We start from the raw sequence: 23810 nt of genomic DNA, 5'->3' as shown, positions 1-23810 counted from the left end.
GTCGTGCGCCCGCCGCCGGCCATGAACAGCATGTCGCCCTGACCGAGCAGCTGCTCGGCGCCCATCTCGCCCAGGATCGTGCGCGAGTCGATCTTGCTGGTGACCTGGAAGGAGATCCGGGTCGGGAAGTTCGCCTTGATCGTGCCGGTGATCACGTCCACCGACGGGCGTTGGGTGGCCATGATCAGGTGGATGCCGGCCGCACGCGCCATCTGGGCGAGACGCTGGATCGCGCCCTCGATGTCCTTGCCGGCCACCATCATCAGGTCGGCCATCTCGTCGACCACGATCACGATGTAGGGGAGGGGGGCGAGGTCCATCGCCTCGTGCTCGTAGATCGCCTCGCCGGTCTGGCGGTTGAAGCCGGTCTGGACGGTGCGGGTGATGACCTCGCCGCGGTCGGGGGCCTCCTTGATGCGGGCGTTGTAGCCGTCGATGTTTCGGACGGCGATCTTGGACATCTTCTTGTAGCGCTCCTCCATCTCGCGCACGGCCCATTTGAGGGCGATCACCGCCTTCTTCGGGTCGATGACGACGGGGGAGAGCAGGTGCGGGATGCCGTCATAGACGGACAGTTCCAGCATCTTGGGATCGACCATGATCAGCCGGCACTCTTCCGGCTTCAGACGGTAGAGCAGGCTGAGGATCATGGTGTTGATCGCCACCGACTTGCCCGAGCCGGTGGTGCCGGCGACCAGGAGGTGCGGCATGCGGGCGAGGTCGGCGATGATCGGCTCGCCGCCGATGTTCTTGCCGAGGCACAAGGCGAGCTTGTGCTTGCTCTCGTAGAAGTCAGGCGCCGAGAGCAGCTCCCGGAGATAGACCGTCTCGCGGGTCTCGTTCGGCAATTCGATGCCGATGACGTTGCGGCCGGGGACGACCGCCACGCGGGCCGAGACCGCCGACATCGAGCGGGCGATGTCGTCCGACAGGCCGATCACGCGGCTGGACTTGGTGCCGGGGGCCGGCTCCAGCTCGTAGAGGGTCACGACCGGGCCGGGGCGCACCGCCAGGATGTCGCCGCGCACGCCGAAATCCTGCACCGTCTGCTGGAGGTTGAGGGCGTTCTGCTCCAGCACGTCAGCGTCGACTTCCTCGGCGCCGTTCTCGTCCGGCAGGGCGAGCAGGCTGAGCGAGGGCAGCTCGTAATCGGCGTTCTCGACGCTGGCGATCTCCAGATGGCGGCCGGCCGGGATCAGGTGCGCCCGGGGGGCGACCATCGGCAGCGCGGGGGCGGGCGGAGCCTCGACCGGCTGGGCGGCGGGCGCCTCGATCGGCTCCGGCGCGGGGGCCGCCGCGAGGACGGGCTCCTCGAAGGCCGGCTCGTCCTGCACGGGCTCGGGCTCCGCCGGGGCGGGCTCGGGCTGCGGCGCCAGCTTACCGCGCAGGAGAACCGTGCGCGGGGTCATCGGGATCACCACCCGGTCGGCCTCAGAGGCGGACCGAGCAACGTCGGCTCCCATCGGGGCAGCCGTCTCCGGCTGAAGCGCAGGCTCGGGCTCCGGGGCGGCCGGGGCCGGGACCGCCGGCGCCGGCAGGCTCGGCTGGCCGGCGGCGCGGATCGCCGCCCGGGCGGCCATGGCGCAGAGTGCGGGGGCGCGGCGGGGCGCGGCGGCCGACGGCGTCGCGGCAGCCGGCGGCTCGGTCGCGGCGCTGCCGGGGCCGAAGACCAGCGCCAGGGCGGGCTTGGCCGGCAGGAAGGCGTCGCGGATCGCGGCACTTGCGTCGGCCTGAAGGTCCGAAGGCTGGCCGTTGTCCTGCCCGTCGGCGGGGCGCGGCGGCTGGTCGAACCGCACGAGCCGGTCGAGAACGTAGACCGGCCGCGGCGGCTGCGGGTTCGCGGCCTCCTGCATCGGCGGGGTGAAGGGCTCGACCGATGGCAGGTCGGCGACGGCGTCGGCCGCCTCGATCACCGGTGCGGCGGCGAGCGCCGCCTCGAGGCCGGCATGGGCGGGCTGGGACGCCAGCGCGGCCCAGGCCTCCACGGACGACCAGTCGCCCACGTTCCAGTCGCTGCCGTCGAACCAGGGCTGAGCCTCGGACCAATCCGGCAGGTCGGACCAGTCGCGGGCGGGGGCCTCGGCCGAAGCCTGGACCGGGGCCTCAGCAAGGACCGGCTCCGCGACCGCAACCGGGGCGATCGCCGCCGTGGAATTGGCCAGCTCGACGCTCGGCCGCACCGGGCGACGGTCCGGGGTGCGGAAGTAGCGGACGCCGGGGGGCGCCACGAAGGGCTGGCGCCACAGCGGCACCGCCTCCCCGTCCTCCGCGATCTCGGTCGGCACGGCCTCGGGCATCGCGACCGCCGGCATGGCGGCGATGGCCTCGAGCCGCGCCTGCTCGGCCTGCTCGCGCTCGGCCCGCTCCCGGGCCTCCTGCTCGCGGGCGGCCCGCTCGGTCTCGACGGCGAGCGCGGCCGCCTGCGCCTCGGCGCGGGCGCGCTCCAGGGCAACGCGCTCGGCCTCCAGGGCGCGCTGGCGGCGCTCCTGCAGGACCGAATCGGGGGTGCGGGTCCAGCGCGCCGCCGGGGCAGCGGCCTGGACCGGGGCCGCGGGAAGCGCGCCCTCCGGGGCGATCGCGGCGGGCCGGCGGGGCTGGCGCACCAGCACGCCCGGGGTCGAGGCGCTGCGGTCGATCCGGCTCTCGAAGCGCGGCTCGTCGAGGGCGTCGAGGCTCGCCCGGTCGTCGAACACCTGGTCCGGCCAGACATGCTCGGGCCGCGCCGAGGCGCTGGCGCGCGGCCCGCGCTCGAAGCCCTCGCGTCCGACCATGGCGGCCGGCGCGGTCAGCCAGCTCGGCTCCGCCCGGCGGCCGGGAACGCCGTAGGCCGGACGGGCGGGCAGCCCGGCCGGGGAGCCGGACAGGCGACGGGTGAGACTCGCCCGCAAGGCCATCAGCCGGTGCGCCAGGGCGCCGAGGGACAGGCCCGAACGGTCGCCGCCGCGGACCGGGCGGGCAGGATCACGATGAGAGTACGGAGGCCGTCCCGATGCGCGCATGGGTTCTCGAACGATACTCGAAACAGGGATCCGCCGGTGGCCGGCGGGCTGCCCCGAGTTAGGCCAATTGTCGTTAACGGAGGCTTGTCGCGCCCCCTCGGACCGGCAACCACGTTGGGATTTTCGGCCTGTTCCCCGGGGTGAGCGGGGGCCAATCCAACACCGTCATTGCGAGCAGAGCGAAGCGAGCCAGGGCAGCGCGCGTGTCCCGCAGGTGGCGGATCCCCGGGTCGCTTCGCTGCGCCCGCAATGACGGTGGAGGGATGTGCGTCGCCGGAGCCGCGCGGCGCACCATATGATACCGGCAGCCACCCCTCACCCGGACAGGCGCCCGTGACCCAGCCCAATTCCGAGCCTTCCGCCGACCTCAAGGCGCGCTTCCGGTCCCTGTACCGTCACGGCTTCGCCCGGGTGGCGGCCTGCACCGGGCGCAGCCATCCGGGCGATCCCCCCCGCAACGCCGACACGGTGCTCGACCTCGCCCGGACCTGCCACGAGGCCGGGGCGGCGCTCGCGGTCTTCACCGAGCTCGGGCTCTCGGCCTACGCGATCGAGGACCTGCTGCTCCAGCAGACCCTGCTTGACGCGGTCGAGGCCGCCGCCGCCCGGGTGATCGCCGAATCGGCGGCCCTGCGGCCGCTGCTGCTGGTCGGGGCGCCCCTGCGCTGGCGCCACCGGGTCTACAATTGCGCCCTGGCGATTCAGGGCGGGCGGCTGCTCGGCGTGGTCCCCAAGACCTTCCTGCCGAACTATCGGGAATTCTACGAGAAGCGCCATTTCGCCTCCGGAGCCGGGATTCTGGGCGAGACGATCCGGGTCGCGGGCCACGAGGCGCCGTTCGGCACCGACCTGCTGTTTCCCGCCGAGGACCTGCCCGGCTTCGTGGTCGGGGTCGAGATCTGCGAGGACCTCTGGGTTCCGGAATCGCCCGGCATGCGGGCGGCGCTCGCCGGCGCCACGGTGCTCGCCAACCTCTCGGGCAGCCCGATCACGGTCGGCCGGGCCGAGTCGCGGGCGCTGCTCTCCCGCGCGGCCGCGATGCGGGGCGCCTGCGCCTACGTCTACGCCGCCGCCGGCCAGGGTGAATCGACCACCGACCTGTCCTGGGACGGGCAGACCAGCATCGACGAGCTGGGCGTGCGGCTGGCCGAGGGCCAGCGCTTCCCCACCGGCCCGCTGGCGACGCTGGCCGATATCGACCTCGACCTGATCGCCCAGGACCGGCTCCAGGCCGGCAGCTTCGACGACAACACCGGCAGCGGCCCCCTCCCCTATCGACGCGTCCCCTTTCGGCTCGACCCGCCCGAACAGGATCTCGGGCTGATCCGGCGGCTCGAGCGCTTCCCATTCGTGCCGGCCGACCCGTCCCGCCTCGCTCAGGATTGCTACGAGGCCTACAACATCCAGGTGGCCGGCCTCGCCCAGCGCCTGGAGGCGACGGGCACCCGCAAGGCGGTGATCGGCGTCTCCGGCGGGCTCGATTCGACCCACGCGCTGATCGTGATCGCCAAGGCGTTCGACCGCCTGGGCTATCCGCGCTCGGACATCCTAGCCTACACGCTGCCGGGCTTCGCCACCTCGAACGCCACCAAGACCAACGCCCACGCCCTGATGAAGGCGCTCGGCTGCAAAGCCGCCGAGATCGACATCCGCCCGGCGGCCAAGCAGATGCTCGCCGATATGGGCCACCCGTTCGCGCGGGGCGAGGCGGTCTACGACGTGACCTTCGAGAACGTGCAGGCGGGCCTGCGCACCGACTACCTGTTCCGCCTGGCCAACCAGGCGGGCGGGCTGGTGATCGGCACCGGCGACCTCTCGGAGCTGGCGCTCGGCTGGTGCACCTACGGCGTCGGCGACCAGATGAGCCACTACGCGGTCAATACCGGCGTGCCCAAGACCCTGATCCAGCACCTGATCCGTTGGGTGATCAGCAACCGCGAGGTCGGGCCCGAGGCGAGCCACACGCTGCAGGCGATCCTCGACACCGAGATCTCCCCCGAGCTGGTGCCGGTGGACCAGGACGACAGCCCGCAGAGCACCGAGGCCACGATCGGCCCCTACGCGCTGCAGGATTTCAACCTGTTCTACACGCTGCGCTACGGGTTCCGGCCCTCCAAGATCGCCTTTTTGGCGCTGCATGCATGGGGCGACAAAACCCGCGGCCACTGGGCGCCGGACTTCCCCGAGACCAAGCGGGTCGCCTACGACCTCCCCGAGATCCGGCGCTGGCTCGGGGTGTTCCTCAACCGGTTCTTCGGCTTCAGCCAGTTCAAGCGCTCGGCCCTGCCCAACGGCCCGAAGGTCTCGGCCGGGGGCTCGCTGTCGCCCCGCGGCGACTGGCGCGCGCCGTCGGACGGCTCGGCGCGGATCTGGATCGAGGAGCTGACCCGAAACGTCCCTGAAACTTGACCGTCACAAACTCGACCGATTGTGCCATTATGAGCACGGTCAAGGCGAATCTGCCCGGTACCAGTTCTGGTATTGGACGGGTTCGACGGTCGGGGCGGCCAAGCGGAGGGACTCCGATGCGAAGCTACAACCTGTTCCAGCTCAAGGCCGTCGAAGGCCTCTGCTGCGCGGTGCCGGAGGCCAGCACCGTCCCGCCCTTCATCGGCGCCGGCCGCTGGACCTTCGGGGGCAAGCTCGACGGCGACAGCCGGCAGCCCCTGGATTTCGACGACCGGGCCGCCGACACCGCGGTGCGCTTCAACGGCTTCTACCTGTTCCAGACGATGGACCGGCGTTTCATCGCCTGATCCTTGTGAATAGGGACGATCACCGTATTGGCGCCAGGAAATCTTAAGAGCTGGCGGGCAAACTGATCCGCATGACGGATCATCGCAAAGAGACGCGCCAGAGGGTGTTCCTCAAGGGCCGCATCGTCTTCAACAACGGCTCGTCGAGCTTCGACTGCCTGGTGCGCGACCTCTCGGTCTCGGGCGCCCGCCTGGTCCTGAGCGACGCCACGACCCTGCCGCAGGTGTTCGACCTCTACATCCCACAGAAGGACCGGACCTACCGGTCGACCCTGTGCTGGCGCCGGGAGGACGGCATCGGCGTCACCTTCACGGACTCCGCCGGCGCCGCCCCGGCTAGACCCGATCCGGCCGCGACCGAAGCCGCCCTACGGCAGCGCATCGCCGAGTTGGAGGCCGAGAACGCCGCCTTGCGCCGGCTCCTGGGCGGCATGGCCCAGCCGAGCGCGGCCTGAGCGTCCCGAATCGGATTCCCGACGGCCAAGCCCTTGGGCGGGGTCTCGGGGCGCGGAGCCCCGATAAAGCCGCGCCCCCGCGTTACTGCGCTTCGAGCGCCGCCCGGATCCGCGCCGCGTGGTCGGCCAGCACGGCGTTGTCGGCCATCCCGCCTTCGTGGCGCTTCAGCGGCACGCCCTCGCGCCGGGGGATGATGTGGACGTGCAGGTGGAACACGGTCTGCCCGCCCGCCGGCTCGTTGAACTGGAACAGGGTCAGGCCCTCGGCCTGGAACGCCGTCTTCACGGCCCGGGCGACCTTCTGGACGCTCACGATCAGGGCCGCCAGGGAGGCCGGGTCGGCATCGAGCAGGCCGCGGGCGGGCGCCTTCGGGATCACCAGGGTATGGCCCTCGCCCTGGGGCATCACATCCATGAAGGCCAGGGTGTCGGCATCCTCGTAGACGCGGTGGCACGGGATCTCGCCCCGCAGGATCTTGGCGAAGATGTTGTCGGGGTCGTACTGCGCGTCGGCCATGTTTCCTCCGAGCCTTTCGGACTGATCTCAGCTTGCACAGGGCACATGCGCGCGTCCACACGGGAACCGGCGCCGCACGGTAGCGCTTAGGTCGCGGCGGACACGGAGGCCGGGATGGCGCACGAGAGCACGGGGGCGATCTATGCGGCGGCGGGGGCGAACCTCGCCATCGCGGCGGCGAAGTTCGTCGGCGGGGCGCTGACCGGCTCCACCGCGATGCTCGCCGAGGGCGTGCACTCGGTGGTGGATACCGCCAACCAGGTGCTGCTGCTCCTGGGGATGAAGCGGGCCGAGAAGCCGGCCGATGCCCGCCACCCGTTCGGCTACGGGCGCGAGATCTACTTCTACGCCTTCGTGGTCGCGCTGATGATCTTTTTGGGCGGCGGCCTGTTCGCTGTCTACGAGGGCATCGAGCGGGTCCGCCACCCCTCGCCGGACGCGGACGCCCACCTGTTCGGCTACACCGTGCCGGGGATCTGGGTGAACGTCGCGATCCTGGGCTTCGCCATCGTGGCCGAGGGCGTGTCCTGGGTCGTGGCGATGCGCCAGTTCTGGGCCGAGAAGGGCAAGAGTTCGGCGATGCGGGCGATCCGCCGCAGCAAGGATCCGACCCTGTTCACGATTCTGGCCGAGGACACCGCGGCGCTGATCGGCCTGCTGATCGCCTTCGCGGGCGTCGTCCTGGCCCATTGGCTGGAGATGCCGAGCCTCGACGGCTGGGCCTCGGTGGGGATCGGCCTCGTGCTGGTCGGCATGGCGGTGTTCCTGATGATCGAGACCCACGGCCTGCTGATCGGCGAGGCCGCCGACCCCGCCGTGGTGGCGGCGATCGCGGAGCTCGTGCGCGCCGAACCCGGCGTGCTGCATCTCAACGAGGTCCTGACCCAGCATCTCGGGCCCTCCGACATCCTGGTGAATGTCAGCATCGACATGGCCGACGACCTGAGCGCCGGCGAGGTCGAGAGCCTGGTGACCCGCCTCGACCGGGCGGTGAAGCAGCGCAACCCGGACGTGACCCGGGTGTTCATCGAGATTCAGACCCAGGCCGACCACGCGATGCGCGCGGCGGCGTGAGGAGGAATCGTGTTCGGTAGGACGGGCCTGCTGCGGCGTGGACAAGCCACGTCCATGCACCCATACGTGTCGTGTCTATACGGGACAGTGGCATGCTGAGCATCCGCGACGAGGAAGTGCGCACCCTGGCGGAGACCGTGATGCGGAAGAGCGGTGCTCCCAACCTCACGGCGGCAATTAAGCTCGCGCTGCAGCATGAGATTCGGCGCGCCGATGAAGCGGTTCCTTTAGCCCAGCGCGTGGCCGCTATCCGGGCAAAAGCCTTGGCGAAGGCGACCGGAACGCCGCAGCCTCCCTTGAGCGAAGCCGAACGTGACGCCCTCTGGGGCGCGTGATGTTTATCGACACGTCCGCCGTCGTCGCCATCCTGGCTGACGAACCCGAGGCGGCTGCCTTTCTCAACAGGATAGAGGCCGCTGAGCGTCGAGAGACCGGCGCGCATGTTCGGCTGGAGGCGACGATCAATCTCGCGCGCATCCTCGGCCTTGCGGTGCCGGATGCCCAGGAAATGTACGATGCGTTTCTCGCGGCGGCCGGGATCACCGTGGTCCCGATCAGCGATGCGATTGCACGCCGGTCGGTCGATGCCTTCGCGATTTACGGCAAAGGACGGGGCCACCCAGCCCAGCTCAACTTTGCCGATTGCTTATCCTACGCCTGCGCTGCCAGCAGCTCCGTACCGATCCTTTTCAAGGGGCGGGATTTCTCCCGGACGGACCTCGTGTCGGCGCTCAGTATCTGAAGCACGCCGCCCCGCGGAACGATCACCTCCCTAACCCCACCTGCGCCAAGCTCAGGGCCCAGACCCGCTCCTGAACGGATTCGTCCCGGCTCTCGGCCGACGAGGTCTTGGGCCGGGAATGCGAGAAATAGCGGCCGGTGACGCCGTCGAGCTCCGGGGCGGTCGCCACGTGGAGCGAGGTCGCGGCGCCCTTGTCGGGTTGGATCAGGAACGGGCGCATCAGCGACCAGACGGCGCCGAACGCACCGCCGGTGTTCTTGGCAAAGCCGGTCTTGACCACCCCGGGATGCAGGGCGTTGACCGTGATGCCGTCGGCCTTCACCCGCCGGGCGAGCGCGTAGGTGAACAGCACGTTGCCGAGCTTGGCCTGGGCATAGGCCCGCATGGCGCCGTAGCGGTGGGCGCCCTCGATGTCGGAAAAGTCGATATGGCCCCGGTAATGCGCCGCCGAGGCAACGTTGACGATCCGTGGCTTGGCCCCGGCCGCCGCCGAGGCCTTCAGGGTGTCGAGCAGTTCGAGCGTCAGCAGCACGTAGCCGAGATGGTCCAGCGCCCAGGTGCGCTCGATGCCGTCGACCGTGAGCTCCCGCCGGTCGAAGATCGCCCCGGCATTGTTCACCAGGACGTCGAGGCGGGGATAGGTGGCGCGCAGGGACGCGGCGACCCGGCGGATCTCGGCCTGGGCCGACAGGTCGGCGACATGCGGGTCCACCACCGCGCCCGGGACGGCTTCGCGGATCCGCTCGGCTGTGGCCTGCGTCTTCTCCGGATCGCGGCCGACGATGGCGACCCGCGCGCCTCTGCGCGCGAGTCCCAGGGCCGTCTCGTAGCCGATGCCGTTGGTCGCCCCGGTGACGAGGCAGACCCTGTTCCGCATCGAATCCGCCATGCGGCTCAGAAGACCGCCTGGCCGACCGCGAAGGCGATGACCACGATCACGATGGCGACCAGCAGGAACAGCCCGAACAGGATGCGCGCCAGCGAGCCCGCGCCCGAGGCGATGCCGGTGAAGCCGAGGCCGCCCGCGATCAGCGAGATCACGAAGCAGATGAGGGCCCATTTCAGCAAGGTCATCGCGTCACTCCGGAAGCGCCCGCGGCACGGGCGAACAACAATCGCATGCTCAACCGGCTGCAAGCGAGACCGTTCCGCGGCCGCGCGGTTCCAACAGCCTTTTATTCTTAACGGCGGCGTTCCGCCGAGCGATCGGGCGGCCGGCGCGCCGAAGACCTGCGCCGCGGCTGTCCATCAGAATATCGACTTGCAGGTGAGATGCCCAGTCGATGAACCTGGGCAACCCGACGCGCACGTGGCGCCACGACTACAGATGAAGATCATTGTTCCGAGCTCGAAGCGTTCGACGGTAGCGAATTAACCGTTCGGAATATGTTTCGGACACATCGTCCCGGCGATTAGGCAGGGGTACTGGTGGTGCGTGCGCTTTCGATCCGAACTGTAGTTATTTCTCTCGTCGCGATGCTGGGTCTACTCGCGATCGGCCTGGCGGGAATACAAATCCTCAAAAGCAAGTCGCGAATGGATACAGCTGATCAGGTGACCGCCTTCATGGTCATCGATCGCAACTTGTTCGCGAGCCTTACCCAAGTACGGATCGAGCGGGGTTACGGGCTGACCGCCCTGGTCAAGGAGCCCGACACCAACCGGGCGCATCGCCAGCTCTCGCTCGATGCCCGCGCCCCGTTCAACGCGGCGGCCGACATCGCGCTCGGGCAGCTGAGCAGCGTGGCGGACCCGGCCCTGCAGACGAAGCGCACCGAGCTCGATGCCCTCGTGGGCGAGTGGCGGCAGCTGCGCCGGGCCCTGGATGCGGCCTTCGACCAGCCGGCGGCGCGCCGCGACCCGGCCCTGCGCAAGCGCATGGACGAGCTCGGCAACCGCCTGCTCGCCGCGCTCGAGGCCGCCTCCGACGCGACCGAGCGCGCGATCCAGGCCCTTGATCCGGCCTATGGCAGCCTCATCGACGCAAGGGCGACGACGTGGCTCGCGCGCACCACCGACGGACGCGCTGCCCTGGTCGTGAGCCAGATCCTGGCCGCCGACCGCGCCGCCACCCCGGCCGATTGGGGGCAGCTCAACAGCGCCGACGCCCAGAACCGGACGGCCTGGCAGCTCGTCGGGCGGATGATCCGGGTCAACGGCTTCGACGCCTCGGTGAAGGACGCCTACGACCGGGCGGACCAGCTCTACTATGCCGGGCCCGTGGGCGAGATGCGCAAGGCCGCCCTCGCGGCGGTCTCCGAGGGGCGCCCGATGCCCTTCCCGGTCAGCACCTGGGATGAAGGCGTCGTCGCCGGCCAGAAGGCGATCGTCGACGTCGCCATGGCGGTGATCGACTCTGCCGTGGCCCGTGCGACCGCCGCGTCGGCCGCCGCGAACCGGGACTTCCTCTCGGCCCTCGCGGTCATCATCTTCGCGGGCGGCCTGGCGACGGCCGCGATCCTGATCATGCAGGTCCGGGTCGTCCGCGGCCTCCTGGGTCTCGCGGGGGCGATGCGGCGCCTCGCCGAGGGGGATCTCACCGTGTCCGTACCGGGCACCGCGCGCCGGGACGAGCTCGGCGCGATGGCCGGCGCCGTGCAGGTGTTCAAGGACAACCTGGTCCGCACCAAGATCCTGGAGGAGGAGACTGCCCTGGCCCGGGCTTCCGCGGAGGAGCAGCGGCGCACGGCCATGCGTCAGATGGCCGACGCCTTCGAGCAGGCGGTCGGCGGGATCGTCGGCATGGTCTCGTCCTCGGCCACCGAGCTGCAGGCGACCGCCCAGACCATGACCGCCACCGCGACCGAGACGGCCAGCCAATCGACGACGGTGGCCGCGGCCGCCGAGGAGGCGGCCAGCAACGTCAACACGGTCGCGGCCGCCGCCGAGGAGCTGGGCTCCTCCGTCCAGGAGATCGGCCGCCAGGTCGACGGCTCGTCGCACCTCGCCCGCTCCGCCGTCAGCGACGCGGACCAGACCGCCGCGATGGTGCAGGAGCTGAGCAGCACGGTCGCCCGGATCGGCGACGTGGTGGCGATGATCCAGAGCATCGCCTCGCAGACCAACCTGCTGGCCCTCAACGCCACCATCGAGGCCGCCCGGGCCGGCGAGGCGGGACGGGGCTTCGCGGTCGTGGCGAGCGAGGTCAAGGCGCTCGCCGACCAGACCGCGAAGGCGACCGAAGAGATCGGCCGGCAGATCGGGCAGGTCCAGGCGGCGACCGGCCAGGCGGTCTCGGCGATCGGCGGCATCAGCGGCCGCATCCGCGAGATCAGCACCGTGGCGGCCTCGATCGCCGCGGCGGTGGAGCAGCAGGGGGCGGCGACGCAGGAGATCGTGCGCAATGTCGGGCAGGCCGCGATGGGTACCGGCGAGGTGACCAGCAACATCGCGGGCGTCGCCGGCGCCGCCGAGGAGACCGGCGCGGCGGCCGCCCAGGTGCTGACCTCGGCCTCCGAGCTGTCGCGCCAGTCGGAGCACCTGACGGCCGAGGTCCGGCGCTTCCTGGCGACCGTGCGGGCCGCGTAGGCCCGCACGACCGGGCTCCGCCGCAGGGCGGGGCCCGCGTTCCGCGGGGCTCAGGCGGTCTTCGTCACCGGCTGGGCCGGGACGTCGGCCCGCGCCAGCATAAGCTCGGCGAGCGTGTGGTAGAGCCCGCCGCGGCAGACCGCCTTCGAGGCCGCGTCGGCGATCAAAGCCGCGACCATCAGCGGGATCATCATCGTGTGGTTCTGGGTCATCTCGGTGACGATCACGAAGCTGGTGATCGGGGCTTGGAGCACGCCGGTGAGGTAGGCGACCATCCCGATCAGCACGAGGGCGCCCACCGGCATGTCCGGCAGCAGGCCGTGCACCGTCCCGCCGATCCCGGCGCCCACCGCCAGCGACGGCGCAAACAGGCCGCCCGGAATGCCGCTGACCGAGCTGAGCACCGTGGCGGCGAATTTCAGCGGCGCGTAGGTCCAGCTGGTCGTGGCGTCGCCGTGCAGGATCGCCCGGGCCTCCTCGTAGCCGGTGCCGTAGGCGGTGCCCTGGGAGGCCAGCCCGGACAGGGCCACGCACAGGCCGCAGGCTGCCGCGAACACCACCGGCCGCGCCCGGATCAGGCGGCCGGCGGCCCCCGGCAGGCCCCGGGCGAACAGGATTACCAGGCGGCTGAACACCCCGCCGGCGAAGCCGCCCAGGGCGGCGAGCAGCGGCACGATCCAGCCGGCGGCCAGCGGCAGCTCCGCCTGGCTGGTGCCGAAATAGGTGTAGTTGCCGAGCAGCCAGAGGGAGGTGAGGCCGGCAGCCACGATCCCGGCGACGATCAGCCCGGACGAGCGTGCCTCATAGGCCCGGCCCAATTCCTCGATGCCGAACACGATGCCGGCGAGCGGGGTGTTGAACGCCGCCGCGACCCCGGCCGCCCCGCCCGCGAGGAGCAGCCCCGGCAGGCGGTCGGGCGTCAGGCGGCCGAAGGCGGCCATGATCGCCGCGCCGACCTGCACGGTCGGCCCTTCGCGCCCGGCCGAAGCGCCACACAGCAGGCCGAGGAACAGGACCAGCACCTTGCCGCAGGCCACGCGCGGCGAGATCAGCGAGAACCGGAACCGTTCATCGCGGGCGTGCCGGGCCGCGATCACCTGCGGGATGCCGGACCCTTGCGAGTTCGGGAACACCGTCCGGGCCAGCAGCGCGGCCAGCGCGAAGCCCGCCGGCGTGAGCACCAGGGCGATCAGCGGCGACGGCGCGGTCAACCGCCGGAACCCCTCCTGCGCCAGGTCGGCGCCCTTGGCCATCAGCACCGCGGCCAACCCGACGCAGATACCGCCGGCCAGGAACAGCAACCGCCCCCGCCACAGCGGATAGGCTTCGAGCGAGGCCGAGCGCAGGCGGGTGATCGAGCGGCGGTAGCGGGAGCGTCTCGGCCCGGAGCCTGCGGGCTCGATCGTCGTCGGTGCGTCCCGCATCTCGGTCATGACAGGCTACTTCGTCCGCAAAGCCGGAGCATGCGGTATAGCGTGGTGCGCGGGGAATGGGGCATCACCCAGAAGACCCATCCGCTTGGCGGATCTCCAAATCACCCCCTCATCCTGAGGCGGCGGAGCGCAGCGCAGCCCTCGAAGGAGCCCTCCAGCGATCGCGCGGGCAACTGGAGCCCTCCTTCGAGGCGCCCGCTGCGCGGCCGCACCTCAGGATGAGGGGGTCTGGTGGGAGCAGGCGGGGTCCGAACAGGCCGCTCACCCCTCCGCCGCACAGAGCCGCTCCACGGCCTTCACATAGCCCTTCGCGTCGAACTTCTTCAGCGAGTTCTCGCTCTGGTAGCGGACGGTGCCGAAGATCGGGCGGCGCTGCCAGGGGCGGTCGTGCAGGCCGTAGACCCAGGCGACGTTGGTGAAAGAGTTCGGGTCGCGCCCGTCCAGGAAGTAGCGGTTGTTCAGCCGCAGCGTCCGGGCGAAGCCCTCCTCGGGCGAGGGGGACCATTCCAGGATCTTCTTGCCCCAGTACATCCGCAGCTGGTTGTGCATGTAGCCGGTCTCGCGCATCTCGCGCATCGCGGCGTTCCAGTAGTGGTCGTGGGTCTCGCCCGCCGCGAGCTGGGCCTCCGAATAGAGGGTCGGGCGCGCGTCCTCGGCCTGCTCGGCCAGCGTCTTGCGCGCCCAGTCCGGCACCGCCTTGTCGTAATCGTCGTAGCCCTCCGTGTAGAAGACGTGGTTCATGGCGAGCTCGCGCCGGACGATCAGCTCCTCCAGGTAGGCGCCGCGATCGTCGTCGTCCCCGACCTTGGCCTCCCGCACCGCCAGGGCGATCTCCACCGGCGAGATCTGGCCGAAATGCAGGAACGGGCTCATGTGGGAGGCGGCCGCGGCCTCCGGCATGTTGCGGCCGGCGCCGTAGCCCGCGAACCCATCCGCCAGGAACGCCTTCAGGCGCTTGCGCGCCTCGGTCTCGCCGCCGGTGAAGCGCTTCACCGGCCCGACCACCCGGTCGAGGCTCATCCCGGCGAGCACCGCCTCCGGATCGGAGACGTCGATCTCGCCCTCGGGCGTCACGTCCGTCGCGGCATGCTTGAGCTTGCGGGGCTTCAGGTCGGCGATGAACGGGTCCCAGAGCCGGTTCAGCTTCGGCCGGAGCGTCCGGGCGGCGAATTCGTGCTTGTTCGAGGCGGTCTCCACCGGCACGACAACGTCGCCCTCGACCTGGACGATCCGGGTCTTCACCGCCTTCGCGATCTCCCGGTACCAGCCCTTCTGGATGGCGAGGTAGCCCCGGTCGAGCACCAGCAGCGCCGCCTCCTCGGCCAAGTCGATGGCGATCTTGGCGGGCGCGCATTTGCGCATGACGAATCCGACGCCGCGCTTCTCCAGACCGGCCTTCGCATCCGCGAGACCCTGGAGCAGGAAGGCGTAGTGGCGGGCATTGGCTTCGGGGAAGCCGCTGGCACCGTCGAGCAGCCCGAAGCAGGCGATCACCGGCAGGTCGAGCCGGTTCGCCTCCTCGATGGCGAATTCGAGGGCCGGGTTGAACCGGGCGCGGTTGGCCTGCTGAAGGAGATACAGAACGTAACGCCCGTCCGCCCGCGGCTCGACATCGTTCAGAACCCGGATCCGCTCGCCCTGGATCGCCATATTCGCACGCACGCTTTCTTCACTTGGATCACAAGAGACTTGGCCGGGAACCTAGAGCGGGCGACGAATTCGTCCGTTCAGTCGGCCGTCATGAAATGCCGCAGTGAAATCATCAGCCGGCAACCGACGCGGCGCAGCGAAACCAGGGTTTCTCAAAGGTTTACGTCCGGTTTTGCCGGCCGATCGCGCATCAGATCTGTTGTCCGGCATCCCGAAACGGCTGCGACATTTTCGACACAGCCGGTTCGTGATCCGTCCTGAGCCGTATAAAAGGACAGCCTTTCTGTCCGAACGCCCTTGTAATTTTTCGCGATGCGCGCAGATTGTGCAGCGCGGGATGGCGATGGCGTCGCGATCCCGCTGCCCTTCTTGGGCGTTTCCTCCCTAGACTTCGGGCCGCTCCTTCGGGGGTGGCCTTTTTTCTTGTCCGCTCGCCTCTGTCACCGAAGCGCGGCCGGAGCGCTGGTCCCGGACCGCGCGGCGCGTCATGCTCGCGGTGAGCGCCGGGACAGGCGCCGGAGGATACGCCATGAGGATGTTTTCGCGCGCGCTGCCGGCGCTCGCCTGCCTGCTCGCCCTGGCGGGGCCCGCAGCGGCCGCGGATGCGCCGCGCTTCCAGGTCGATCCGGCCTGGCCGAAGCCGCTGCCGAACGACTGGATCCTGGGCCAGGCCGCGGGCGTCGCGGTGGACGCGCAGGACCATGTCTGGGTGGTCCAGCGGCCGCGCACGCTCACCGACGACGAGAAGGCTGCGAGCCTCGATCCGCCGCGCAGCAAATGCTGCAAGCCCGCCCCGCCGGTGCTCGAATTCGCCCAGGACGGCACGCTGCTGCGCAGCTGGGGCGGCCCCGGCGAGGGCTACGACTGGCCCACCAACGAGCACGGCATCCAGATCGACGAGAAGGGCTTTGTCTGGATCGCCGGCAACGGCGACCAGGACGGCCAGCTCCTGAAGTTCACGCCCGACGGCAAGTTCGTCCTGCAGATCGGCAAGTCCGGCCCGCAGACCGACAGCCGCGACACCAGCCGCCTCGGCAAGCCCGCCAATGTCGATTTCGACAGGGCGGCCAACGAGGTCTACGTGGCGGACGGCTATTACAACCACCGCATCATCGTGTTCGACCGGGACAGCGGGGCGTTCAAGCGGATGTGGGGCGCCTACGGCAAGCCGCCCACCGACGACAAGCTCGGCCCCTACGATCCGGCCGCCGCCCCGCGCCAGCAATTCGCCAACCCGGTCCATTGCGTGCGCATCGCCCATGACGGGCTGGTCTATGTCTGCGACCGCACCAACAACCGGATCCAGGTGTTCCAGAAGGACGGCAGCTTCGTGAAGGAGTTCGTCGTCGAGAAGGACACCCGGGCCAACGGCTCGGTCTGGGAGCTGGCCCTCTGGCCGGATGCCGACGAGACCTACCTGCTCAACGCCGACGGGGCCAACAACGAGGTCCGCACCCTCGACCGCGCCACCGGCGCGACGGTGGGCGCCTTCGGCCGCAACGGCCGCATGGCGGGCCAGTTTCACTGGGTCCACAACCTCGCGGTCGATTCCAAGGGCAACGTGTTCACCACCGAGGTCGACACCGGCAAGCGGGCGCAGAAGTTCCTGGCCGTGGGGACTTTCGTGCTGCGCAAGCGGGTGCCGTGACGGCGGATCGGCCGCACGACCCGGCCCCGCGGCGCGTCCTCGTCCTGGGCGGCACCGGGACGATCGGCCGGGCGACGGTGCGGGCGCTGGCGGCGCGCGGTCACGCGGTCGTCTGCCTCGTGCGGCAGCCCGCCCCGTTCCCTGCGGGCGTCACCGCGCGGGTCGCGGACGTGACCGATCCGGCCGCGCTCGCGCGGGACGGCATCCGCGGCGAGCCGTTCGACGTCCTGGTCTCGTGTCTCGCCTCGCGCACCGGCTTGCCCGACGACGCCTGGGCGATCGATTACCGGGCGCAGGTGAATGCGCTGCACGCCGCCGAGGCGGCCGGCGTCACGCAGGTCATCCTGCTCTCGGCGATCTGCGTCCAGAAGCCGGTCCTCGCCTTCCAGCACGCCAAGCTGGCCTTCGAGCGGGTGCTGATCGACTCGGGCCTCGCCTACACGATCGTGCGCCCGACCGCGTTCTTCAAATCGCTCTCGGGGCAGATCGACCGCGTGCGGCGCGGCAAGCCGTTCCTGGTCTTCGGCGACGGGATGCTGACGGCCTGCAAGCCGATCAGCGACGACGATCTGGGCCGCTACCTCGCCGACTGCATCGACGACGCGGACCGGCGCAATCGCGTGCTCCCGATCGGGGGGCCGGGCGAGGCGATCACCCCGAGAGCGCAGGGTGAGCACCTGTTCGCCCTGCTGGGGCGCGCGCCGCGCTTCCGGCACGTACCGGTGGCGCTGCTGGACGCGATCATCGCCGTCCTGGGCACGCTCGGGCGGTGGGTCCCGGCCCTGGCCGCCAAGGCCGAGCTCGCGCGCATCGGGCGCTACTACGCCACGGAATCGATGCTCGTGCTGGATCCGGCCACGGGCCGCTACGATGCCCATGCCACGCCCTCGACGGGCTCGGACACGCTGTTCGCCTACTACGCCCGCGTCGTCCGGGGCGAGGCCGTCGCCGAGCGCGGTGACCACGCGGTGTTCTGACAGCACGGACAACAGGCGCCGACGACCGTGTTTGCCCCGTTTTCCCGGTCTCGACCTCATCCTAAGGTGCCCGCACCAGCGGGCCTCGAAGGCGCGCGCCAGATGGCTCAGCGAGCTCTGGAGGGCTCCTTCGAGGCCAAGCGATCTGCGATCGCCCGGCACCTCAGGATGAGGGGGTGATTGGGAGTGCCGTCACTCGGAACCGTCCACCGGCCAAGAGCGCGACGTCAAGCAGGCCCTCAGAGGGGCTCGCGAGCATCGCGCCCGTCAGCGCGCGGCGCTCGCCCCCGCCCGGCTCGCCGCCAGCGCCGCGGCCTTCCCGGCCGCCGCGTAGAGGTTGATCCGGGAATACACCCCGAATTCAGAGCCGTCGTCCAGGAAGCCGCCGCCCGGGCCCTGCGTCTCGGTCAGGATGGCGTTGGCCTCCTCGAGCGTCAGCGCCGGGAAGGCCGCGGTCAGCAGGTGGCCGGCCTCCGGGGCGATCTTGCCGACATCCTCCCGGGCGTTGGCGGTGGCGTCGTGCACGACAGGCAACCCGTAGGTCTGGGTCGCCTCGTAGAAGGCGGCGTTGGCGGCCGGGTCCTTGAACCGGCCGGTATCCTGCGCCGCGCAAGCCGCCACCGTGTCGCCGCAGCCGGCCTTGAGCGCGTCGGTCATGGCGGCGCGGGCCTCCTTCAGGAGCGCCCGGTAATCGGTCACGCCGACGCGCTTGTCCGCATCGGTCGCGTTCGCGTCGATCACCGCCGGGTTCTTCCGGATCTGGCCGACATAGGCCGGATCGTTGGCGAGCAGATGCGCCACCGCGTGGAGCGAGGTCGCGCGCCCGCCGATCACGTCCATGGCGTAATGCGCCCCGACGATGATCCGGTCGTTGCCGTACTCGGCGGCGCGGGCGACCATCTGCTGGTAGCGCTCCGGCACCAGCAGGGCGAGGATCAGCGACTCGGTGTAGCCGTAGGTGGTGTGGCCGCTGGGGTAGGACGGGCTGTCGACGAGATCCTGCTTCGGGCCGCGCAGCCAGTCGAGGGAATGGGAGGCCTCGCCGAAATAATCGGCGCCCCGGTAGGCCTGGAGATGCGGCAGGGTCTGGAATGGGCGCGAATTGCCGAACCGGTCGGCCCCGGGGCTGCCCGCCCGCCGACCATAGGCCTTGCCGAACACGTCGGTGACGGTGCCGTCGGTGAGGAGCGCGCTGGCCTCGGCCGAGATTGCCTGCTTGCCGTTGGTCGTGGCGTTGCCGAAGAAGTACTTGCCCGAATTCGAATCCGACTTGGTGACGTTGTTGGTGTAGCCGATCAGGTCGGCCACCGTCGGCGCGACGCTGGTGAAGGTCTTGTAGTCGCTGTAGCGCGCCCGGCCCTGATAGGCGGTGGCGAGGGCCGTGCCGAGGCCGTCGGCGAGGCCGGTGGCGTTGCCGTCGGTGATGAAGCAATCCCGCAGCGCGAGCTGTTGCTGCTCGGGGAAGGGCAGCAGGGTCGGCTGCTTGAGGGCGCCGGTCTGGATGTCGCCGGTCACCCGCAGGTTGGCGTCGAGCGCCGCCTTGCCCGCCGGGCTCCCCTGCAGCCGGGCCACCGGGGCCAGGCCGCGCAGGGCGGTGAGGTTGGCGGGCGATTGCGCGAGCGCCTGGAGCGGCAGCGCCGTCCCGAGCAGTGCCAGGCCGAGTCTCAGCGTCCCGATCATGCCGTCCCTCCGCGGGGTTCGTTCGAGCCGTCGCGTCAGCCCCGTGCCCGGGCCCGAATCATGAAGTTATCGTAGGTGTATTCTGCCACCTGGAACCAGAGATATTCCTCGTTCCGGAAGGTCCGCATCGCCTCGTAGACCCGGCGGAAATCGGCGTTCTTGGCAGCGATCTCGGCATAGACGTCGTTGGCGTTCTTGAGCGCGCCCTCCATCACGTCCTGCGGGAACGGCCGCAGCTGGGCGCCGCCGGCGACCAGCCGGCGCAGGGCCTGCGGGTTGCGCGCATCGTACTTGGCCTGGACCTCGGCCCCGACCTCGGCGGCCGCCGCGCGCAGGATCGCCTGGTAGGCCTTCGGCAGCGCCTTCCACTTCTCGGCGTTGAACCAGAAGTGCAGCATGGCGCCGCCCTCCCAGAAGCCCGGGTAATGGTAGACCGGCGCCACCTTCTGCAGGCCGAGCCGCTCGTCGTCGTAGGGGCCGATCCACTCGGCGGCGTCGAGCTTCTTCGATTCCAGGGCCTGGTAGATCTCGGGTCCGGGCGTCGCCTGCGGCTGGACGCCGAACTTGGCGAGCACCTGCCCGCCCATGCCGCCGATGCGGAACTTGAGACCCTGGAGGTCGGCGACGCTCTTGATCTCGCGCCGGAACCAGCCGCCCATCTGCGCGCCGGTATTGCCCCCGGGCAGGCAGACCAGCCCGGATTTGGCGAAGACCTCGCTGAACAGCTCCGCCGCGCCGCCGGCCTGCCACCAGGCGGCGGCGCCCCGCGCATTGAGCCCGAACGGGATCGCGGTGGCCAGCGCGAAGGTCGGGTCCTTGGCCTGGCCGAGGGTCGCCGGGCCGTGGCCCATCTCGACGGTGCCGGCCGACACGGCGTCGAGCAGGGTCTCGGCCGGGACCGGCTCGCCGGGGCCGAGCACCTGGATCTGGAAGCGGCCGTCGGTGGCCTCGGCGACGATCCGGCTCAGCGCTTCGGGCGCGCCGAACAGGATGTCGAGGTTCTTGGCGTAGGCCGAGGACAGGCGCCAGCGCAGCTCCGGGGCGCCCTGGGCCCGGGCGGGCGCGGCCAACGGCGCGGTGATCGCCGCGCCGAGGCCGGCGGTCAGCACCGCGCGGCGGCGCGGTCCGGCAGCGCGTGGGGGCGCAGTATGAGGCTCGTCCAACGGCATCTCGTCTGAGCGTGTCCAATCCGGCCGGCGCGCAGGTAGCACGTCCGCGCCCATTCTCGAAAGCGTCTCCGGATGGCGCCGCCGTGGCGCCATGGCGCCTCGAAACCGCCGATCGCCCGTGTTAGGCGCCCGGCCATGCGATCCGAGCCCGAAGCGCCCTTCCCCGAAGCGCCCCTCCCCGACCTCACCCTGCACACCGTCTGCGGCCTCGAGGAGTTGGCGGGCCATGGCGGGAGCGGGGTGACGCACGTCCTGTCCCTGCTCGATCCCGGCACGCCCGAGCCGGAGGCCTTCGGCACCTACGGCGCCCATGCCCGCACGACCCTGCACTTCCACGATTGCCTCGGCCCAGGCGACGGCCTCGTCCCGCCCGAGCCCGAGCACGTCGCGGCGATCCTGGCCTTCGGGCGCGATCTCGACGGCGCCGGCCATCTCCTGGTCCATTGCCATTACGGCCTGTCGCGCTCCACGGCGGCGCTGCTGATGCTGTTCGCCCAGGCCGAGCCGGAGACATCCGCCGACGCCCTGGTCGCGCGCCTCCACGGGGTGCGCGAGCCGGCCTGGCCCAACGCCCGGATGATCGGCTTCGCGGACGCCATGCTCGGCCGCGAGGGACGCCTCAGCGAGGCGGTCCGCCAGCTCCACGCGCTCCAATTGCGGGTGCGGCCGCATCTCGCAGAGCTGCTGCGCGGGCTGGGGCGGGGCGCCGAGGTCGATGCCGCCGAGCGGGGATAGGGCACCGTCGGGCGCGCGTCAGAACCGAGCGCTCACTTGCCGGCGGGCGTGAAGCTGCCGTCCTTCCAGACGTAGAGCACGTAGCCCTGGGCGGTGACGTCGCCCTTGGAATCGAACCCCACCGTGCCGAGCACCAGATCGAACCGCTCCGTATGGAGCGCCTGGGCGATCGGCTTCGGCTCGGCGGAATGAGCGAAGTTGCCGGCCGCGACCAGGGCCTGCAGAGCGGCATAGCCGTAGATCGTCGAGCCGGTGGGGTCGCCGCCCTCGGCCTTGAACGCCTTCACGACGGCGGCGGCGGCGGGCTGGCGGCTCGGATCGAGGTAGAAGGTCATCAGCACGCCGTTGCTGGCCGAGCCCGCGACCTTGGCGAAGTCCGGCGTCGCGATCGCCGAGGTGCCGAACCATTGCGGGCGGTAGCCGCGATCAGCCGCGACCTTCACCAGGCGGCCCATCTCGGTGGCGTCGCCGCCGTAATACACAACCTCGATCCCCGCGCTCTTGAGCCGGTCCACCAGGGCGGCGTCGTCGGCATCGCTCGGCGCGAACGACAGGGACAAGGTCTCGTTGATGCCGATCCGGTTGAGGTTGTCCTTGGTGGCCGCCGCCAGCGTCCGGGAGGCCGGGGTCGGGTCCTGGATCAGCGCGATTTTGCGGTCGCGGAACCGCTCGGCGAGCACGGCGGCCGACAGCCGGGCCTGGTCGTCGTCACGGCCGCAGACGCGGAAGACGTTCTGCAGCCCCCGGTCGGTCAGCCGCGCCGAGACCGAGGCGGCGCTGATCATCACCACCCCGTTCTGCGCGTAGATGTCGGAGGCCGCGATCGAGGCGTTCGAGCAGACATGCCCGACGACGAGGCGGACCTTGGCGCGCACGAAGTGGTTGGCGACCGCGGTGGCGGTGTTCGAGTCGCAGGCATCGTCCTGCACGTCGAGGGTCACGGGCTGGCCGTCGAGGCCGCCCATGGCGTTGGCGTCCCGGGCCGCGGCCTCGACGCCGCGCAGCACCTGCTCGCCCACGGCGACGTAGGGGCCCGAGCGCGGAACCGCGACGCCGACCACGACATCGGCCGAAGCCGGCCCGGCCGACAGGAGCGCGAGACACAGGCTCAGGGAGAATAGCGGGGGCCGGAACAGCCCGCGGGCGGAGACGACGCGTCCGATCTTCATCGGGCTCTTCTAGGCATCCTTGCGCGAGGCAGCCACCGACGAGGGCGGGATGCGGCTCCGTACACGCGCTCCCGCACCGCACGCAAAGCCCATACGCGAGGCCGCGGCGAAACGCGATTGTTTTCCGCCGCTGTTGGGGAAGTCGTCCCGCCCTTACTTCGCGTAGTAGTACGCGGTCGCCACCGAGGAGACCGGGCCGGTCACGGAGGTGAAGACGGACAGCACCTTCGAGACTTCGGTGAAGGGCGCGTTGGAGACGTAGACGAGGTCGCGGTTGCGCATGCGGAACGCCTGGGTGGTGAACAGGCTGTTGGGGTCGCGCATGTTGATCCGGTAGACCACCGGCACCAGCGGCGTGCCGGTCAGCTTGGTGTTCGGGTTCAGGCGGCGCACCACGCTGGCGGGCTCGAACCGGAAGATGAAGGTCCCGGCCGGGTCGGCGGCGAAGTCCGACAGGCCGCGGGCCTTGGCCAGGGCCTGGGCCAGCGTGATGCCGTCGGCCTGGAACGGCAGCTCGGTCGCCTGGCCGAGCGCGCCCACCGCCAGGAAGGTCTGCGGGTCGCGCACCAGGGTGAGCACGTCGTTGGGCCGCAGGTAGATGTTCTCCTTGGGGTTCGACACCACCGTGGTCAGCGGCACCGTGGCGGTGACCGGACCGCGCGACAGGCGCACGAAGGTCTCGGATACCGGCGAGCGGTTGCCGCCGGCGGCCGCGATGACGTCGAGGATGCGGTCGCCGTGGCCCGAGAGCGGCAGGCGGGCGCCGGCCGCGCCCTCGCCGGTGACGGTGACCGCCTGGGAGATCGGCCGGGTGACCGAGACCAGCACCTGCGGCTGGATCGCCTTGCCGGCGAGCTCGTTCTCGATCAGGCCCTGGACGTCCTGGGGCCGGCGTCCGGCGACCTTGATGCGCCCGGCATAGGGCACCGAGATCGCGCCGTCGCGGCCGACCGGCTGCTCGGGGATGAGGGCGGATTTGGATCCGGCGGAGAAGCGGTCGGCGACGAGCGGCCCGGAGAACAGGCCGCCGGATCCGGCTTCCCAGACCGAGACCGAGACCATGTCGCCGATGCCGATCACCGGCTCGGTGGAGGGGCGGTGATCGCCGAAGGAGGCGAGCAGGCTGTCGAGCGGGCGTCCGCGCAGGGCCTCGACCACGGCCGGGGTGACGTCGATGATCTCGTAGCGCGCGAGCACGCCGCCGTCGGCGGTCGCGACTTCCGCGCCCGCCTCGATCGCGCTCGCCGTCGGTCCCGCCGCGGGCAGATACGTGCAGCC

Annotated in this window: 20 protein-coding genes; 10 read left to right on the top strand and 10 right to left on the bottom strand. The window is 70.8% G+C overall.

Going from position 1 to position 23810, the window contains the following annotated elements; all coding sequences use genetic code 11:
• On the bottom strand, positions 1-2999 hold a 2999-nt coding region (locus BMZ47_RS27020; protein ID WP_425285081.1), incomplete at its 3' end, for a DNA translocase FtsK.
• A 333-nt stretch (positions 3000-3332) separates the two neighbouring features.
• On the opposite strand from BMZ47_RS27020, the gene BMZ47_RS27015 reads away from it, so the two are divergent.
• From BMZ47_RS27015 to BMZ47_RS27005, 3 genes are all read left to right on the top strand, one after another.
• On the top strand, positions 3333-5408 hold the full coding sequence (locus tag BMZ47_RS27015; protein ID WP_091865387.1) for an NAD(+) synthase: 2076 nt from the start codon (positions 3333-3335) through the stop codon (positions 5406-5408).
• 116 nt (positions 5409-5524) lie between these two features.
• Positions 5525-5755 carry a hypothetical protein gene (locus BMZ47_RS27010; protein WP_007566540.1) on the top strand — a complete coding sequence of 77 codons (231 nt, stop codon included), beginning with the start codon at positions 5525-5527 and terminating at the stop codon, positions 5753-5755.
• Positions 5756-5826: 71 nt separating this feature from the next.
• Positions 5827-6210, top strand: a complete 384-nt coding sequence (locus BMZ47_RS27005) for a PilZ domain-containing protein (protein ID WP_091865385.1) — start codon at positions 5827-5829, stop codon at positions 6208-6210.
• 82 nt (positions 6211-6292) lie between these two features.
• Here BMZ47_RS27005 and BMZ47_RS27000 read toward each other — a convergent pair whose 3' ends face one another.
• Complete coding sequence (locus BMZ47_RS27000; RefSeq protein WP_007566536.1) at positions 6293-6727, bottom strand: HIT family protein; 435 nt, start codon at positions 6725-6727, stop codon at positions 6293-6295.
• Between the two features lie 114 nt (positions 6728-6841).
• Between BMZ47_RS27000 and BMZ47_RS26995 the strand changes: the two genes are divergently transcribed.
• The 3 genes from BMZ47_RS26995 to BMZ47_RS26985 all read left to right on the top strand — a co-directional run bounded on the left by BMZ47_RS26995 (position 6842) and on the right by BMZ47_RS26985 (position 8543).
• A complete protein-coding gene (locus tag BMZ47_RS26995; RefSeq protein ID WP_091865383.1) occupies positions 6842-7801 on the top strand; it encodes a cation diffusion facilitator family transporter in 960 nt (319 codons plus the stop codon).
• 92 nt (positions 7802-7893) lie between these two features.
• The gene (locus BMZ47_RS26990) at positions 7894-8136 is read left to right on the top strand and encodes a type II toxin-antitoxin system VapB family antitoxin (RefSeq protein ID WP_091865381.1); all 243 of its coding nucleotides are present in this window, start codon (positions 7894-7896) and stop codon (positions 8134-8136) included.
• Positions 8136-8543: a type II toxin-antitoxin system VapC family toxin gene (locus tag BMZ47_RS26985; RefSeq protein WP_167369118.1), complete on the top strand. Its 408-nt coding sequence runs from the start codon at positions 8136-8138 to the stop codon at positions 8541-8543. Before BMZ47_RS26990 ends, BMZ47_RS26985 begins: the two co-directional genes overlap by 1 nt.
• Positions 8544-8565: 22 nt before the next feature.
• Here the strand turns inward: BMZ47_RS26985 and BMZ47_RS26980 are convergent, their stop codons facing one another.
• Both BMZ47_RS26980 and BMZ47_RS26975 read right to left on the bottom strand, forming a co-directional pair.
• On the bottom strand, positions 8566-9420 hold the full coding sequence (locus BMZ47_RS26980; protein ID WP_091865396.1) for an SDR family oxidoreductase: 855 nt from the start codon (positions 9418-9420) through the stop codon (positions 8566-8568).
• 17 nt (positions 9421-9437) lie between these two features.
• Positions 9438-9617 carry a DUF1328 domain-containing protein gene (locus tag BMZ47_RS26975; RefSeq protein WP_007566531.1) on the bottom strand — a complete coding sequence of 60 codons (180 nt, stop codon included), beginning with the start codon at positions 9615-9617 and terminating at the stop codon, positions 9438-9440.
• A gap of 402 nt (positions 9618-10019) precedes the next feature.
• Between BMZ47_RS26975 and BMZ47_RS26970 the strand changes: the two genes are divergently transcribed.
• Positions 10020-12071 (top strand): methyl-accepting chemotaxis protein, encoded by a 2052-nt coding sequence (locus BMZ47_RS26970; RefSeq protein ID WP_208601122.1) that lies wholly within the window; start codon positions 10020-10022, stop codon positions 12069-12071.
• 50 nt (positions 12072-12121) lie between these two features.
• Here the strand turns inward: BMZ47_RS26970 and BMZ47_RS26965 are convergent, their stop codons facing one another.
• Both BMZ47_RS26965 and BMZ47_RS26960 read right to left on the bottom strand, forming a co-directional pair.
• Positions 12122-13504 (bottom strand): chloride channel protein, encoded by a 1383-nt coding sequence (locus BMZ47_RS26965; RefSeq protein ID WP_208601121.1) that lies wholly within the window; start codon positions 13502-13504, stop codon positions 12122-12124.
• Positions 13505-13765: 261 nt separating this feature from the next.
• On the bottom strand, positions 13766-15154 hold the full coding sequence (locus tag BMZ47_RS26960) for a deoxyribodipyrimidine photo-lyase (RefSeq protein ID WP_091865377.1): 1389 nt from the start codon (positions 15152-15154) through the stop codon (positions 13766-13768).
• A gap of 529 nt (positions 15155-15683) precedes the next feature.
• On the opposite strand from BMZ47_RS26960, the gene BMZ47_RS26955 reads away from it, so the two are divergent.
• Entirely contained in the window at positions 15684-16802 is a 1119-nt protein-coding gene (locus BMZ47_RS26955; protein ID WP_007566527.1) for an NHL repeat-containing protein, read from the top strand.
• The gene (locus tag BMZ47_RS26950) at positions 16799-17779 is read left to right on the top strand and encodes an NAD(P)H-binding protein (RefSeq protein WP_091865375.1); all 981 of its coding nucleotides are present in this window, start codon (positions 16799-16801) and stop codon (positions 17777-17779) included. The genes BMZ47_RS26955 and BMZ47_RS26950 overlap by 4 nt, the downstream gene beginning before the upstream one ends.
• Positions 17780-18046: 267 nt before the next feature.
• Here the strand turns inward: BMZ47_RS26950 and BMZ47_RS26945 are convergent, their stop codons facing one another.
• Both BMZ47_RS26945 and BMZ47_RS26940 read right to left on the bottom strand, forming a co-directional pair.
• Entirely contained in the window at positions 18047-19459 is a 1413-nt protein-coding gene (locus BMZ47_RS26945) for a phosphatase PAP2 family protein (protein WP_091865373.1), read from the bottom strand.
• A gap of 35 nt (positions 19460-19494) precedes the next feature.
• On the bottom strand, positions 19495-20622 hold the full coding sequence (locus BMZ47_RS26940; RefSeq protein ID WP_370881412.1) for a TRAP transporter substrate-binding protein: 1128 nt from the start codon (positions 20620-20622) through the stop codon (positions 19495-19497).
• A gap of 141 nt (positions 20623-20763) precedes the next feature.
• Here BMZ47_RS26940 and BMZ47_RS26935 point away from each other — a divergent pair, with 141 nt between their 5' ends.
• Entirely contained in the window at positions 20764-21363 is a 600-nt protein-coding gene (locus BMZ47_RS26935) for a tyrosine phosphatase family protein (protein WP_091865371.1), read from the top strand.
• A 32-nt stretch (positions 21364-21395) separates the two neighbouring features.
• On the opposite strand, the gene BMZ47_RS26930 is transcribed toward BMZ47_RS26935, so the two are convergent.
• Together BMZ47_RS26930 and BMZ47_RS26925 are read right to left on the bottom strand one after the other, a co-directional pair.
• Positions 21396-22532, bottom strand: coding sequence for a branched-chain amino acid ABC transporter substrate-binding protein (locus tag BMZ47_RS26930; protein WP_091865369.1), 1137 nt, complete (start codon positions 22530-22532; stop codon positions 21396-21398).
• Positions 22533-22685: 153 nt separating this feature from the next.
• On the bottom strand, positions 22686-23810 hold a 1125-nt coding region (locus BMZ47_RS26925), incomplete at its 5' end, for a polysaccharide biosynthesis/export family protein (protein ID WP_139221081.1).

The organism is Methylobacterium brachiatum, assembly GCF_900113845.1.
Lineage (GTDB): Bacteria > Pseudomonadota > Alphaproteobacteria > Rhizobiales > Beijerinckiaceae > Methylobacterium > Methylobacterium brachiatum.
The sequence above is the reverse complement of the archived record's forward strand: the minus strand, read 5'-3'. Positions and strand labels throughout refer to the sequence as shown.